The organism is Nitratireductor soli (assembly GCF_001050155.1).
Lineage (GTDB): Bacteria > Pseudomonadota > Alphaproteobacteria > Rhizobiales > Rhizobiaceae > Nitratireductor > Nitratireductor soli.
This window is the reverse complement of the sequence record NZ_LFVY01000012.1, coordinates 37187-51189: the sequence shown is the minus strand read 5'-3', so window position 1 is coordinate 51189 and position 14003 is coordinate 37187. Positions and strand designations below refer to the sequence as shown.

The 14003-nt window shown below is 64.1% G+C and carries 13 protein-coding genes; 5 read left to right on the top strand and 8 right to left on the bottom strand.

Annotated elements, in window-relative coordinates; translation table 11 throughout:
• Nucleotide 1: 1 nt before the first annotated feature.
• The 8 genes from AB843_RS15825 to AB843_RS15790 all read right to left on the bottom strand — a co-directional run bounded on the left by AB843_RS15825 (nucleotide 2) and on the right by AB843_RS15790 (nucleotide 10039).
• Nucleotides 2-232 (bottom strand): twin-arginine translocase TatA/TatE family subunit, encoded by a 231-nt coding sequence (locus AB843_RS15825; protein WP_048647847.1) that lies wholly within the window; start codon nucleotides 230-232, stop codon nucleotides 2-4.
• Nucleotides 233-266: 34 nt separating this feature from the next.
• Complete coding sequence (locus AB843_RS15820) at nucleotides 267-1415, bottom strand: ABC transporter ATP-binding protein (RefSeq protein WP_048647846.1); 1149 nt, start codon at nucleotides 1413-1415, stop codon at nucleotides 267-269.
• A 50-nt stretch (nucleotides 1416-1465) separates the two neighbouring features.
• Nucleotides 1466-2203, bottom strand: coding sequence for an SMC-Scp complex subunit ScpB (gene scpB, locus AB843_RS15815; RefSeq protein WP_048647845.1), 738 nt, complete (start codon nucleotides 2201-2203; stop codon nucleotides 1466-1468).
• Nucleotides 2196-3005 (bottom strand): segregation and condensation protein A, encoded by an 810-nt coding sequence (locus AB843_RS15810; protein ID WP_206412902.1) that lies wholly within the window; start codon nucleotides 3003-3005, stop codon nucleotides 2196-2198. Before AB843_RS15810 ends, scpB begins: the two co-directional genes overlap by 8 nt.
• Nucleotides 3006-3066: 61 nt before the next feature.
• A complete protein-coding gene (nagZ, locus tag AB843_RS15805; protein ID WP_048647983.1) occupies nucleotides 3067-4086 on the bottom strand; it encodes a beta-N-acetylhexosaminidase in 1020 nt (339 codons plus the stop codon).
• Between the two features lie 99 nt (nucleotides 4087-4185).
• Entirely contained in the window at nucleotides 4186-6879 is a 2694-nt protein-coding gene (locus AB843_RS15800) for an SPOR domain-containing protein (protein ID WP_082143863.1), read from the bottom strand.
• A 111-nt stretch (nucleotides 6880-6990) separates the two neighbouring features.
• The gene (gene argS / locus AB843_RS15795; protein WP_048647842.1) at nucleotides 6991-8748 is read right to left on the bottom strand and encodes an arginine--tRNA ligase; all 1758 of its coding nucleotides are present in this window, start codon (nucleotides 8746-8748) and stop codon (nucleotides 6991-6993) included.
• A 70-nt stretch (nucleotides 8749-8818) separates the two neighbouring features.
• Nucleotides 8819-10039 (bottom strand): deoxyguanosinetriphosphate triphosphohydrolase, encoded by a 1221-nt coding sequence (locus tag AB843_RS15790; protein ID WP_048647841.1) that lies wholly within the window; start codon nucleotides 10037-10039, stop codon nucleotides 8819-8821.
• Between the two features lie 116 nt (nucleotides 10040-10155).
• Between AB843_RS15790 and erpA the strand changes: the two genes are divergently transcribed.
• From erpA to AB843_RS26160, 5 genes are all read left to right on the top strand, one after another.
• Nucleotides 10156-10506: an iron-sulfur cluster insertion protein ErpA gene (gene erpA / locus AB843_RS15785; RefSeq protein ID WP_048647840.1), complete on the top strand. Its 351-nt coding sequence runs from the start codon at nucleotides 10156-10158 to the stop codon at nucleotides 10504-10506.
• A gap of 124 nt (nucleotides 10507-10630) precedes the next feature.
• Nucleotides 10631-11116 carry a cupin domain-containing protein gene (locus AB843_RS15780; protein ID WP_244467994.1) on the top strand — a complete coding sequence of 162 codons (486 nt, stop codon included), beginning with the start codon at nucleotides 10631-10633 and terminating at the stop codon, nucleotides 11114-11116.
• Between the two features lie 357 nt (nucleotides 11117-11473).
• Complete coding sequence (locus AB843_RS15775) at nucleotides 11474-12547, top strand: polysaccharide deacetylase family protein (protein ID WP_048647838.1); 1074 nt, start codon at nucleotides 11474-11476, stop codon at nucleotides 12545-12547.
• Between the two features lie 97 nt (nucleotides 12548-12644).
• Entirely contained in the window at nucleotides 12645-13436 is a 792-nt protein-coding gene (xth, locus tag AB843_RS15770) for an exodeoxyribonuclease III (RefSeq protein ID WP_048647837.1), read from the top strand.
• Nucleotides 13437-13658: 222 nt separating this feature from the next.
• On the top strand, nucleotides 13659-13997 hold the full coding sequence (locus AB843_RS26160; protein WP_053086141.1) for a hypothetical protein: 339 nt from the start codon (nucleotides 13659-13661) through the stop codon (nucleotides 13995-13997).
• The last annotated feature ends 6 nt before the right edge of the window (nucleotides 13998-14003 follow it).

Below are 14003 nucleotides of genomic sequence, written 5' to 3'. Positions count from 1 at the left end.
ATCAGCCGGCCTTCTTCTTGCTCGTCTTGGCCGCGTCCTTAATCGGCTCGTCCGGCTGATGCTCGACGGTCTTTGCCGTCTCCGCATCCTCGTCCTCTTCGGACATGCCCTTCTTGAAGCTCTTGATGCCTTTGGCCATGTCGCCCATCAGCTCGGGAATCTTGCCGCGTCCGAACAGGAGCAGCACCACGACGAGCACAATGAGCCAGTGCCAGATAGAAAAGGAACCCATGTCAGTCTCTTTCGCCAATTGCCATTGAGTTGATTTATGCGCTTTCGCCCGATCTTTCAAACGAATGTCTGGGGTCAGGGTCTATTAATCGTGCTGGATTGGCGAACACCAGCACATCCGCCGGGACGATATCGATCCACACGTCGCGCACGCCCGGTTCCAGGTTTCCGCAGCGCACCCGCGCCCGCACATGCCTGTCGGCGCCGGGAACCGCAAGTTCCAGAAACTCAACGACGCCCAGGAAGCGCCGCGAGACGAGACGCGCGGGGATCGCACCGCCCTGCTGATTGATCTGAAAGCCCGACAGCCGCACGGCGACAACCGCCTCCTGCCCGTCGGTCAGTTTCGGCGCGGGGAAACGCCCAAGCGGCGTCTCGACGGCGCCGCCGGCGACCTTGCCGGAGAATTCGTTGAGTTCGGAGAAGAACCCGGCGACGAAAAGATCGGCCGGGTTCTGGTATAGGTCCTCGGCCGCGCCCACCTGCACCAGGCGCCCATCTTTCAACAGCGCGATGCGGTCGCCCATGCGCATCGCCTCCTCGGCGTCATGCGTGACGACGATGGCCGTCGCCCGGCTTTGCCGCAGGATGTCCAGCGTTTCGGCGCGCACCGTGTCCTTCAGCCGTGAATCGAGACCGGAAAAGGGTTCGTCCATCAGAAGCACCGCCGGGCGCGGGGCCAGCGCGCGCGCCAGGGCCACACGCTGCTGCTCGCCGCCCGACAGAACATGCGGATAGGCGGCCGCATAGGTTTCGAGCCCGACGCGCTCCAGCGCTATCATCGCCTCATGGCGCGCCTCGTCGGCGGACAGGGCCGTCAGGCCGAAGCGGACATTGTCCAAAATGCTCAGATGCGGGAACAGCGCGAAATCCTGGAAGACGAGGCCGATCGAACGCTGCTCCGGCGGCAGGAAGACACCCGGCCCGGCGATCAACCGATCGTTGAGAACGATCCGCCCGGCCGTCTGCGTCTCGATGCCGGCCGCGATCCTGAGCAGGGTCGTCTTGCCGGAGCCGGACGGCCCGAGCAGGCAAAGCACCTCGCCCGGCTCGGCGGCCAGCGAAACCTCGCGCAGGGTCTCTGCGCCTGAAGGATAGCTGTGGCTGATGCCGTCGAAGGACAGGCGGGCCGCAAAGCTGACACCGGCCGTCACCCGTGCCGAAGCTTGCCTCTGACTGTTCATTCGCTGACATCCCTGGATGGATCGTGACCGGACTGCGCCCACCCTTCTCGTCAATCATCCTGGGCGAGCGGTGTCAACAGACCGAGTTCCTCCAGGTCGATGTCGGTCAGCGGGTCCTCGTCGTCTGCCAGGACGTCCGGATCGGAGATGGGCTGCGGCACGGCGAAGTTGGACGGCATGCGCGGCGACAGGAGGCCGGCGCCCTTGAGCTCCTCGAGGCCCGGCAGGTCGCGCAGTTCCTCGAGGCCGAAATGATCGAGAAACTCGATGCTGGTGCCATAGGTCACGGGGCGACCCGGCGTGCGGCGGCGGCCGCGCATCTTCACCCAACCGGTTTCCAGGAGGATGTCGAGCGTGCCCTTGGAGGTTTCGACGCCGCGAATTTCCTCGATCTCGGCGCGCGTCACCGGCTGGTGATAGGCCACCACCGCCAGCATTTCGAGCGCCGCGCGCGACAATTTGCGCTGCTGCACTGCATTGCGGTTCATCAGGAAGGACAGGTCGCTGGCGGTGCGAAACGCCCAGCAATCGGCGATCTGTACCAGATTGACGCCGCGCATGGCGTATTCGATGCGCAATTCCTCCATCGCCTGGGCGACGTCGGCGCCGTCGGGCAGGCGATCGGCAATGGCTTTCTCTGAAACCGGCTCGGCGCTGGCAAACACGATCGCCTCGGCCATGCGCTTGACCTCGACAGGTTGCGGTCGTGAAACCGGACCGGATCCGGCGGCCGCGCTGTCTGCGTCGTCGTCGTCGGCGAAGGGAACCACGTTGCTGTTCTCAATCATGTATCGTCTCGAACAGATTTTCTGGCTTTTCCTTGCCGGTGCGCATGTAGATCGGCGCGAAGGGCTGCTGCTGGCGGATTTCAAGCGCCCCCTCGCGCACCAGTTCGAGCGTGGCGGCGAACGAGCTTGCCACTGCGGTCGCCCGCTCCTCGCCGCTCGTCATGTACTTGATGAGGAACTGGTCGAGCGCGGTCCAGTCGGCGAAATCGCCGATCATCCGCACCAGAATGTCGCGCGCCTGCTTCAGCGACCACACACCGCGCTGGGCGATGCGGACATTGGTGACGGCGCGGCGCTGCCGCTGGCCGGCATAGGCGGTCAGAAGATCGTAGAGCGATGCCGAGAACGCGCTCTGCCTGGCCACGACGATCGGCTCGGGCATGCCGCGCGCGAAGACGTCGCGGCCCAGCCGGTTGCGGTTGACGAGCCGGGCGGCCGCGTCGCGCATGGCTTCCAGGCGCTTGAGGCGGAACTGCAGGATCGCCGCCATTTCCTCACCGGAGGGTTCGTCATCCTCGGGCTTCTTGGGAATCAGCAGACGCGATTTGAGATAGGCAAGCCAGGCGGCCATGACCAGATAGTCAGCGGCCAGTTCCAACCGCATCTCGCGAACACGCTCGACGAAGGCGATATACTGCTCCACCAGCGCCAAAACGGAAATACGGGCGAGATCAACCTTCTGGGTCCGCGCCAGATGCAGGAGCAGATCGAGCGGTCCCTCGAAACCGGCCACGTCGACCGTCAGCGCCGGCTCGGAGACACCCCGGTCCTTGGCGCTGTCATCTTCCCACAGCCTGTCCATGGGAATGGGCTTGGCGGCCTGTTTTTCAACATTCTGGGCCAAAAATCCCCAGTCCTCGTCTTCACGCGACGGCCTCGAAGCATCGCGCGAACTCCGCACGCGCCACCGTCTCTTCTAGATCGTCCCCCGGCTTCAGGTGGGCAAGCGCCCGATTGGCGCGTTCAAGGCTCTTGCCCGACAATTCGGGCGCCTTTTCGGCCACCGCCTGCATTTCCGGCATAATTCCATGGCAGTGAAGGACAAGATCGCATCCCGCCGCAAGGATTGCTTCTGCACGGGCGGCGAAATCCCCAGAAAGTGCGTGCATGGACACGTCATCGCTCATCAAAAGCCCGTCGAAACCGATCTCGCCGCGAATGATGTCGCCAATGACCAACGGCGAGGTGGTGGCCGGACGCTCCGCGTCGATGGCGTGGTAGACGATGTGCGCGGTCATTGCCATCGGCAGGTCGGCCAGGGCCTTGAACGGCAGAAAATCATGGGCGCGAAGCTCATCCAGCGACGCCGTCACCTCGGGCAGCGCCTTGTGGCTGTCGGCGAAAGCCCGGCCATGGCCGGGCATGTGCTTCATGACCGGCAGGACGCCGCCGGCCATCAGGCCCTCGCTGGCGGCCCGGCCAAGCGCGATGACGGCTTGCGGGTCGTGCGCATAGGCGCGGTTGCCGATGACATCGTGCGCGCCGGCCACCGGCACGTCGAGCACCGGCAGGCAATCGGCCGTGATGCCGTAGCGGGCAAGATCCATCGCATGCAGCCGCGACATCAGCCAGGCGGCGCGCAGCCCCGCACCATGGTCGCGGCCGTAGATGGCGCCCAGCGTCGCGGCGTTCGGATAGTCCGGGGCCAGCGGCGGACGAAGCCTTTGCACGCGGCCGCCCTCCTGGTCGATGAACACCGGCGCGTCGGCGCGCCCGACGCTGTCGCGCATGGCCGCGACCAGGTCGCGCAACTGTTCAGGCTCGGCGACATTGCGCGCAAACAGGATGAATCCCCACGGGCGCTCGTCGCGATAGAAGGCGCACTCGTCGGCCGTCAATTCCGTCCCGGTCGCACCGAGAATCATAGCTTTTGATTCGCTCATGCACCCAGGATAGCCGCCGATGACGACAGCGGAAAGCGCCCATGAAAAAAGCCGCCTGGCAAGCATGGCGGCTTCTTTCGGTGCAGTGGGCCAGACAGGCTATTTCGAAACGAAGCAGCTGCCGCCTGCGGCTTTCAGATTCGAGCAGAGCTGGATCGCATCTTCCTTCGACTGGGAAGGAATGCGCACCCGATAATACGTGCCCTTGCCGGCGACGTCCGCCTTGACGATGTTCACGCCCCTGCCCGTCAGGAGATTGCCATGGCGCTGCGCCATGTCCTGATAGGATTGCTGGGCGCTTTCGGCTGTCGGCTGCGATGAAATCTGCACGGACCAGCCGTCGGCCGCCGCAGCAGTCGGCTGGGCCGGCTGCGCCACGGGCTGCGTCGGCTGTGCGGGAGCGGATGCCACCCGTGCCGGCGCCGTCTCTGCCGGTTGCTGCCTCTGCACAGGCGCCGATGCCGGACGCGAGGTCGGCACAGGAGCCGCCGTCGGCACGTTTACATCGGTGGCCACGCCAGCGGCGCTTTCAGCCGCGGCAGGTTCGTCCGCGATCGCCGCCGATGACGCGCTGGGCGCGGCTGTTTCCGGCTGGGCGCTGGTCTCTGGCTGCAAAGCGGCCGGCGTCGGCGCCGCTGCGGCGGTTTGTGCTGCCGGTTCAATCTCCTCACGCGGCACCATCGTTCCGTCCGGACGCACGACCATCGTGCGAACGCGGCGCGGCGCCATCGCTGTCACGGCTTCGTCGACAGCGGTGGCCGATTGATCGGGAGCTGCGGATGCAAGGCGCTCTTCGGATTTGGGAGCCGAGGACTCAACCTGTGGGGCCGGCACATCGACCGGCTCTTCAGCCGTGGAAACGAGACGCTCCTGCGCCGGGTTCCCGGCGGCCTCTGCCCCGGTAACGCGCTGATAAACCTGGTTGTCCTGGTTCGGTACCGTTTGGCCACCTGGATTGTCCGGCTTCACCTTCACCGGATCGCTGTCGGCGCGCACCAGTGCCGGGGTTTCGCCGCTGCCGCCGCCCGTTCCAAAAGCAAAGACAGCGATCGCGCCGAGAACGGCCACACCGCCAATGGCGGCGATCAGGATGCCGCTGCGGCCTTTCGGCAATCGGTCACGCAGAGCCACGGGCGCCATGCCCAAAGCGGCGGTTTTTGCCCCCAGGCCATCCTCGGCCTGGTCGCGCCAAGGATCATCGTCGGCGGCGAGATAGGCGTCGGCCTGGTCATAGGCCGTCGCTCCGTCAGCCTCATAGCGGGGCGCCTCGTACTGGGGCGCCTCGTACCGGGCAGCGGTCTGCTCGACGGCTTCGTCGGCGAAATCGTCGTCGAAGGCGAAATCGTCCGCCCGTTGGTTTCCGTCGGCGCCCAGTGCCGCCGTGGCGTACTGATCGCGTGGAAAATCCACGGCCGGCTTTTCAGCCGGCGCCGAAAGCGTCTCGGGAACACCTTCCGCATCGCCGAACGCCCTGGCCAGGGCCAGTTCCAGATCATCGGCGTCGGCTTCCGGTCCCTTGTCGGGCTCGCTATGGAACTCGGGAATATGCTGGGCTTGCTCGACGGCGACCCGTGCATCGCCCGGCACATCGACAATGTCGATCAGCGGCGGCCCGTCATCGGCGGGCGGCTGCGGCGGCTCGGGCTGGCGCCAGAACGAACTGGCGTCCTCGGCGACAGCCTCGGTGGCAGACTGTTCAGGCTCGGGTGTCGGTTCAGGCTCATCTTCAGCGAAAGTCCACGACGCAGGCTCACCGACGGGGGCCTGCCACTCCGTCTGTGCCGGCGCGTCGGCCGTCGCCGCAGTCATGTCGTCATGCGGATCGAATTCGGCTTCGAATTGCGCGGCCAGATCCAGATGCTCGTCGGAAACTGCCGGTTCCTCTGCCGCTGCCTGCTCGCTGCCCTTGGCAACGGACGAGGCAAAATCCTGCGGCGACATGTATTGGCGCGCGCCGACCGGCGCTGCCGGCTGCGTGAAATCGTCGGCAATGGGGCTGTGCGGCAGCGCTTCGTCAAACGACGCTTCGTCGAACGGCGCTACCTCAAACGGCGCCTCCTCACCGGCGCCCATCCCGACCGCGACCGGCTCGGCCTGGAACGTGGAAGGCAGGTGAGCAAAATCCTGATCCGCCGGTTGATCGAGGGGTTCTCCGGCAGACGCCGGAACCGTCTCTGTTTCAGCGAAATCGGCGTCGAGTTGCGCCCAATCGCCCGGGTTGAACACCACCTCGACATCAGCATCGTCAGCGGCGAAGGGATCGGCAGCGCGGCCGTCGTCGGCAAAGGGGGATTCGGGGACATCCGTGTCGTTCAGCGCCGTCTCATCAGCATCGGGATGCGCGGCAAAATCCTTGGGCGACCATTCGTCCGCCGCCTCTTCGTCAATCGGCATCTCGTTGACGACGTCATCGTCCTCAGCGACATCGAGGCGCATTTCCTGCTCGAAGCTGGCGGCGAAGGTCTCGTCCAGCGCATCGGCCAGTTCAGGCGCCGTCTCTTCAACCGTCTGGTCGGCCGGGCCGAAACGCCAGTCGGACGGCGCGGGCTGCCATGGATCATTGTCTGCGGCGGCGGCAGCCTCCTGCGGCTCCAGGTCGGAAAACGCCGTCAGATCGCCAAGAAGTTCGTTTTCCAGTTCAAGCGCGAGATCATCGCTGGCCACGTCCAGATCCGATTTCGGCACATCCACGCGTCGCGGGTCGTGCCCCATGATGCGGGTCAGTTCCGCAAACGGGTCGTCGTCTGTCAGTCCAGCAATGTCTGCACGTTGGTTCGAGCTATGATCTGCCATTTGTCTTCCGCACTCACACTCGGTCGGACGCCGGCGACGTCGCAACTGTTGCACCTACCAGCGCAATGTGGGCAAAAGGTGACAGGCCGTCACACCCTGTTGATGGATGGATCAGCGCATTTCGGAAGGCGCCTCCGCCCCGATCAACGCCAGTCCGGACGTCAGAACGTCGCAAACTGCCTGCACCAGACCCAGCCTGGCGTAAGTCAATTGTCGGTCGTTAACCTTAACAAAACGTAAGCCGTCTATCTCTGTGCCCCGGTTCCACTGGGCATGGAACAGGCTGGCAAGGTCGTAGAGGTAGAAAGCCAGCCGATGCGGCTCCATGACCTGGGCCGCACTTTCGATCAGGCGCGGGTACTCAGCCAGCTTGCGCACCAGCGCCATTTCGCCCTCGTCGGTCAGCAGCGACAGGGCTGCCCGCATGTCGGCCCGCTCGAACCGTTCGACGGCGAGTTGCTCGCGAGCCTGGCGGAACGCCGAGTGGCAGCGCGCCGAGGCGTACTGCACGTAGAAAACCGGATTGTCCTTCGACTGCTCGGTGACCTTGGCGAAGTCGAAATCGAGCGGCGCGTCGTTCTTCCGGTACAGCATCATGAAACGGATCGGATCGCGGCCGACCTCATCGACCACCTCGCGCAGGGTGACGAACTCCCCTGCCCGTTTCGACATGCGCACCGGTTCGCCGGCGCGGAACAGCCTGACCAGCTGGCACAGCAGCGCGGTCAATTCCAGATCGTCGCCGGCGAGTGCCCGGGCAACCGCCTGCAGCCGCTTGACATAGCCGCTGTGATCGGCGCCCAGCACATAGATCAGGTGTTCGAACCCGCGATCCACCTTGTCCTTCATGTAAGCGACGTCGGCGGCGAAATAGGTGAAGGACCCGTCCGACTTCATCAACGGCCGGTCGATGTCGTCGCCGACCGCCGTCGAACGGAACAGGGTCTGCTCGCGGTCTTCCCAGTCTTCCGGCTTCTGCCCCTTGGGCGGCGGCAGCTTGCCCTTGTAGACATGCCCCTTCATCGTCAGATCGTTGATGGCGGAGCGGATCGGCGCACCGTTGCCCGCATGCAGGGAACGTTCGGAAAAGAACACGTCGTGCTTGATGTTGAGGACGGCAAGATCGTCGCGAATCATCGCCATCATCATGTCGATGGTCTTGTCCTTGATGATCGCCATGGCCTCGGTGGCCGGCATTTCGAGGAGTTTTGTACCGAACTCGCCGGCCAGCGCCTCGCCGACGGGCACCAGGTAATCGGCCGGATAGAGCCCCGCCGGAATCTCGCCGATCTTCTCGCCCAGCGCCTCGCGATAGCGCAGCATGACCGATTGGCCGAGCACGTCGATCTGCACGCCCGCGTCATTGATGTAGTATTCGCGCGTCACCGCATAGCCGGCGAAAGCCAGAAGATTGGCCAGCGCGTCGCCGACGACGGCGCCACGGCAATGGCCGACATGCATCGGTCCGGTCGGATTGGCCGAAACATACTCGACATTCACCTTCTCACCGCCGCCGAGCGCGGAACGACCGTAATCCGTGCCCAGGTCAAGCATCTCGCCGAGGCGCGCCTGCCAGAAACCGTCGCTCAGCTTGAGGTTGACGAAGCCGGGCCCGGCCACGCTCGCCGCCGCCACATCCGGATCGCCGGCGAAGGCGGCGGCGATCTTTTCGCCCAGCAGGCGCGGATTTTCGCCGACCGCCTTGGCAAGCACCATGGCGGCATTGGTCGCCACGTCGCCATGGGTCGCATCGCGCGGCGGTTCGACGGCGATGCGCGACAAGTCAAGCGCCTCGCCGGCGCTGGAGCGCAATTCGAGGGATTCGACGGTCTTCAACACCCGATCGGTGAAATCGGCAAAAATGTTCATGGACGATGTCCTGAAAATGCTTCGGCAAACGTTCGCGCATCCGGCCTGCAAGGCCCGAGCGCCGCCCGGACTAGCTCAAATCGGGAGTCCGGTCAAACAGGCGGCGGTGTTCCTTGACCGCATAGGTGTCGGTCATGCCGGCCAGGAAATCGGCCACATGGCGGGCCTTTGCGGCCTCGTCGACGAGGTTCTGTTCCTCGTGCCAGCCCTCCGGCATGGCGCGCGGATCGGCAAAATAGGCATCGAACAGATCGCGGACGATCTGCTCGGCATGCGTGCGCACGGCAATCACCGCTTCATGCCGATAGAGATTGGCGTAGAGAAAGCTTTTCAATTCCTTCTCCTGCGCCTGCATGGCCGGCGAAAAAGTCACCATCGTTCGTCCGGCGCGGTGCACGTCGGCGGCACTTTGCGGCCCGAGCGCGTCGAGATTGGCGCGCGCCGTGACGATCACATCCTCGACCATGGCGGTGATCTGGCGGCGCATCAACTCGTGCCCCCGGCGGACGGGATCAAGCCCCGGATAGCGCGCGGCGACCGTGTCGAGGATGCGGCCGGGCAAGGTCACGCCCGCCAGCATGTCGAGCGTCAGCAGGCCCGAACGCAGTCCGTCGTCGATGTCGTGGGCATTGTAGGCGATGTCGTCGGCGATGGCCGCGCACTGGGCTTCGATCCCGGCATGGAGCGACAATTCCAGATCGTGGCGCGCCACATAATCGAGGATCGCGCCCGGCACCGGCCCGTCCAGGCCTGCGCCCTGCGCGTCGGTCAGCGGTCCATTGTGCTTGACCAGGCCTTCGAGTGTTTCCCAGCTCAGGTTCAGCCCGTCGAATTCGGCATAGCGGCGTTCCAGGTCGGTGACGATGCGCAGCGACTGCGCATTGTGATCGAACCCGCCCCAGCGCGCCATGCGGGCATGGAGCGCGTCTTCGCCCGTGTGGCCGAACGGCGTGTGGCCGAAATCATGCACCAGGGCGATCGCCTCGGCCAGATCCTCGTCGCCGCACAGTGCCCGCGCCAGCGCACGGGCGATCTGCGCCACCTCGATCGAGTGGGTCAGCCGCGTGCGGTAATGGTCGCCCTCATGGGCGATGAAGACCTGGGTCTTGTGTTTCAGACGGCGAAATGCGGTCGAATGGATGATGCGGTCACGATCGCGCTGGAACGGCGTGCGGGTCGGGCTTTCCGGCTCGGCGAACAGGCGCCCGCGCGAGGCCGCCGGATCCGTGGCATAGGCGGCACGCGGCCGGTAGCCGAAACCGATCTCCCGCAAACTCTCTTTGCCTTGCATGTTCCGCCACACCACCTTCGCAGAGCGGGCAGGATCACCGCTCCGGTTGACTTGCCGCCTCCGGCTTCATACCTATTCCATGAACAAGAACGCAAGGTGACCGTCAGGACAACGTCATGGGCATGGACGCCGGAACGGAAATGAAGAATGTCGAGATGACCGAGGCCGCGGCACGGCGCATCGCGGCCATTCTGAAGGATGATCCCGGCAAGATCGCCCTGCGCGTCGCCGTCGAGGGCGGCGGCTGTTCTGGCTTCTCCTATCTGTTCGACCTGGTCGATACCCGCAATGACGACGACATCGCCATAGAGAAGAACGGCGCGACCGTTTTGATCGACGATCTCTCGCTGGTCTATATGGGCGGCTCGGTGATCGACTTCGTCGACGACCTGATCGGCCAATCGTTCCAGATCAGAAACCCGAACGCCGTTGCCTCCTGCGGCTGCGGCACGAGCTTCTCGATCTAAAACGCAGATTCCCTGCTCTTGCGATAAAGCAAAGCGAGATGACGGCGGACCACCCTGCCATCATTTTCTTTGCATTACGAACAAGTATCCCGATCTACCATTGACAAAGAGACAGCCGCATTGAATGTGGCTTCTGTTGTTGTTATATTCTATTTTATGGTGGTTGCTATTTATGCTTCATAATATTTATCTGGTAAATTTCGTTTCCGCAATTGTGCTCATGACAGCATCTCCCGTTTCAGCCGAGCAGAAAACCGTTCCTACCGATTATCAGCGCGTTGTTCCTTTGGTCGACACCGAAAAGACGGTGCTCAATCAGCAAATCACCTATCCTTCCGGACAGGCGAAGATCACATCCGTCGTGGTTACCCTGCTGCCAGGCGAGGAAACGGGCCGGCATCTGCATTCGGTGCCCACGTTCGGCTACATCCTCGAGGGCGAGTTGGCCATCGCTTACGAGGGCGGAACGGAAGAAGTATTCCGTGCCGGGGATGGATTCGTCGAAGCGGTTCATACCTGGCACAATGGCCGCGTCGTCGGGGAGAAGCCGGTACGCGTTCTGGCGGTGTTCGTCGGCTCGGAAATTGTTCCGCCGGTAACGCGCCCATGAGTTGCAGGAAGGGCTAGCGGCCGAGATCGGGCAACACCCGCAACCGGTCGCGTCAAGCGGTGCCGCAAGCGCGTGCTGCAATCGCCCGCCAATCCGGAGACCGCGGTTTCGCCGCGGTCTTCGGCCCCGGGTGTTCGCAAGGCAGGAAACATCATCTCAACTCGGCGGGTTTCCGTCCGCGAACGCCGCAATCAAAACGCGCAAAGACGCTTCGACCGACGTTTGCCGGAAGCGATTTGTTCAGCATTTCCTGCTTGGATGGCCGCGCGTCATTTTGCTCGAAAACGACGCTCTGCATTGGCGGTCACCGGCCCGTGCTTTTCCTTGAGATCGGGGTGAAACAGCGTCGAAGATAGCATGATCCCGCTTCAAGCCTTCAGGAGGTTTGCCCGCTATGAACTTATCCGGGCAGGACTGGAAAGCGCTGCGCTGCCCGGACTGGTGGGACCGTGGCCTCTCCTTGGCGGGCGCGGAGCGATCTTCACGCTGCATCATGTCGATCCGCGCATCCCCGCGCGCTGGGCGCCCAACAGCTGGCTGACGGTGACGCCGGCATTTCTCGAACAAGCCATCCAGGTGGCGCTCGAAAGCGGGCTGACGCCCATCGCCGTCGAGGACCTGCCCGAGCGCCTGGCGGATGCGGCCGACAAGCGGCGCTATGTCTGCTTCACTCTCGATGATGGCTACCGTGACAATGCGCGCTTCGCCGCCCCTGTCTTCCGCCGATACGGCATTCCCTACACGATCTTCATCACCGCCGGCTTTGTCGAGCGCAGCCGCTCCATCTGGTGGAAGACGGCAGAAGACATCGTCAGCGCGGTGAGCGCATTCGAGTTCGCCTTCCCCGACGGTCCGCAGCGCCTGACGACGCGGACCGAACTGCAAAAGATCGCCGCCTTCGACCGGCTTGCGACCTTCGTTACGGAAGCCGGCGACGAGGATGCGGCGGTCGCCGCCCTCGACGCGCTTGCCCGCCAATGCGGCATCGACGCGCTGGCCATCACCGAACAGCAGACGATGAGCGCCACCGAGCTTGGCGAACTGGCGCAAGACCCGCTCGCCCAGTTCGGCGCGCACACCCTCACGCATCCGAATCTGCGCCGCGTCACGGACGACCGCCTGCGCCTCGAGATGACCGGCTCTGCCGAGGCCGTCGAACGCTATGTGGGCGTCCGGCCGAAGGCCTTCGCCTATCCCTATGGGTATGCGGCGGCGGTCGGCTCTCGTGAGATCGCAGCCGCCGCCGACGCCGGTTTCACGGCAGCGGTGACCAACATGCCCGGCCTGATCGAACAGCGGTTCCAGGCAAGCCCCACCGCCTTCCGTCGCGTTTCGCTGAACGGGTTCTACCAGAAGAAGCGCTATGTGCGGGCGCTGCTTTCGGGCCTTCCCTTCAAGTTGCGGGCCATCGCCGGCGGCCAAGCCCCTTGACGGCGCACCCTGTCAGTATCTTTTGCACGCCGGTTGCGGGCAAGGCGCGACAAACCTAAGACAGGGGCCAAGTTGGGGAAAGCGTGGAGTGGTTCGCATGAAGATCGCAACCTGGAACATCAACGGCGTCAAGGCGCGCATCGACAATCTCCTGCACTGGCTGGGCGAATCCAGCCCGGACATCGCCTGCCTTCAGGAAATCAAGTCGGTCGACGAGCAATTCCCCCGCGAGGCCATCGAGGCGCTGGGCTACCATGTGGAAACGCATGGCCAGAAGGGCTTCAACGGCGTGGCGCTTCTGTCGAAACTGCGCTTCGACGAGGTCAATCGAGGCCTGCCTGGCGATGACGGCGACGAACAGGCGCGCTTCATCGAGGGCGTGTTCTCGACCGATCGCGGCGCCCTGCGCGTCGTCTCGCTGTACCTGCCCAACGGCAACCCGGTCGACAGCGAGAAATTTCCCTACAAGCTCGGCTGGATGGAGCGGCTCGAACGCTGGAGCGCCGAGCGCCTGCGCCTCGAGGAGCCGCTGGTTCTGGCCGGCGACTACAATGTCATCCCCGAGCCGATCGACGCGAAGAACCCGGATGCCTGGATCGGCGATGCGCTGTTCCGACCCGAGAGCCGCCAGGCCTTTCGCCGCCTGAAGGGGCTTGGCCTGACCGAGGCCCTGCGCGCCGTCAATGACGAGGCCGGCATCTACACGTTCTGGGATTACCAGGCCGGCGCCTGGCAGAAGAACAACGGCATCCGCATCGACCATCTGCTGCTGTCGCCGGAGGCCGCCGACCGTCTGGTGTCGGTCACCGTCGAAAAGCACACGCGCGCCTGGGAAAAGCCGTCCGATCACGTGCCCGTCGTGGCGGAACTGAGCCTCGGGCAGCCATGAGAAACTGCTGCCAGGGCAATCGGGTGAACCCGATTGCCCTTGTTTTCTTGCTGCCTCAAACGCCGGCGGTCGCATCCGCGACCTGGCTTCACGCGCCAAAAGGCGCGACGGCCAGTCGGCCTTGCCATTTTCGCTTCGCGAAGATGGTTTCCATTGATCGCGCCAAGCGGTAAATAGGACTTTGTTCTCTCACCCATTGCCATGCCTCTGCTGCGCCGTAGAATGGCGCAGCGTCCGGAAGCGTGCTATTCTTCAAATGCCATGAAAATGCGTTTAACGGTCTTCGCCGCGCTGACGATGGCGGCGCCCCTTGCGGCAGGCAACGCTTCGGCGGAATGCCTTTGCCGGGCCAATGGCGCGGAATTCGAGCAAGGGCAGCTTGCCTGCCTCAATATGCCAGATGGCCCGCACCTGGCGCGGTGCGAGAAGGTTTTGAACAATTCGTCGTGGAAGGTTCTCAAGAAGGGCTGCCTTGAGATGACGGAGCTTTCAGATCAAGGATCTGCGCTTGCGTCCCTCGCGCCCCTGCCGACATCGCCCGTCAGCAACCGCCCGCAATAGTCGCCG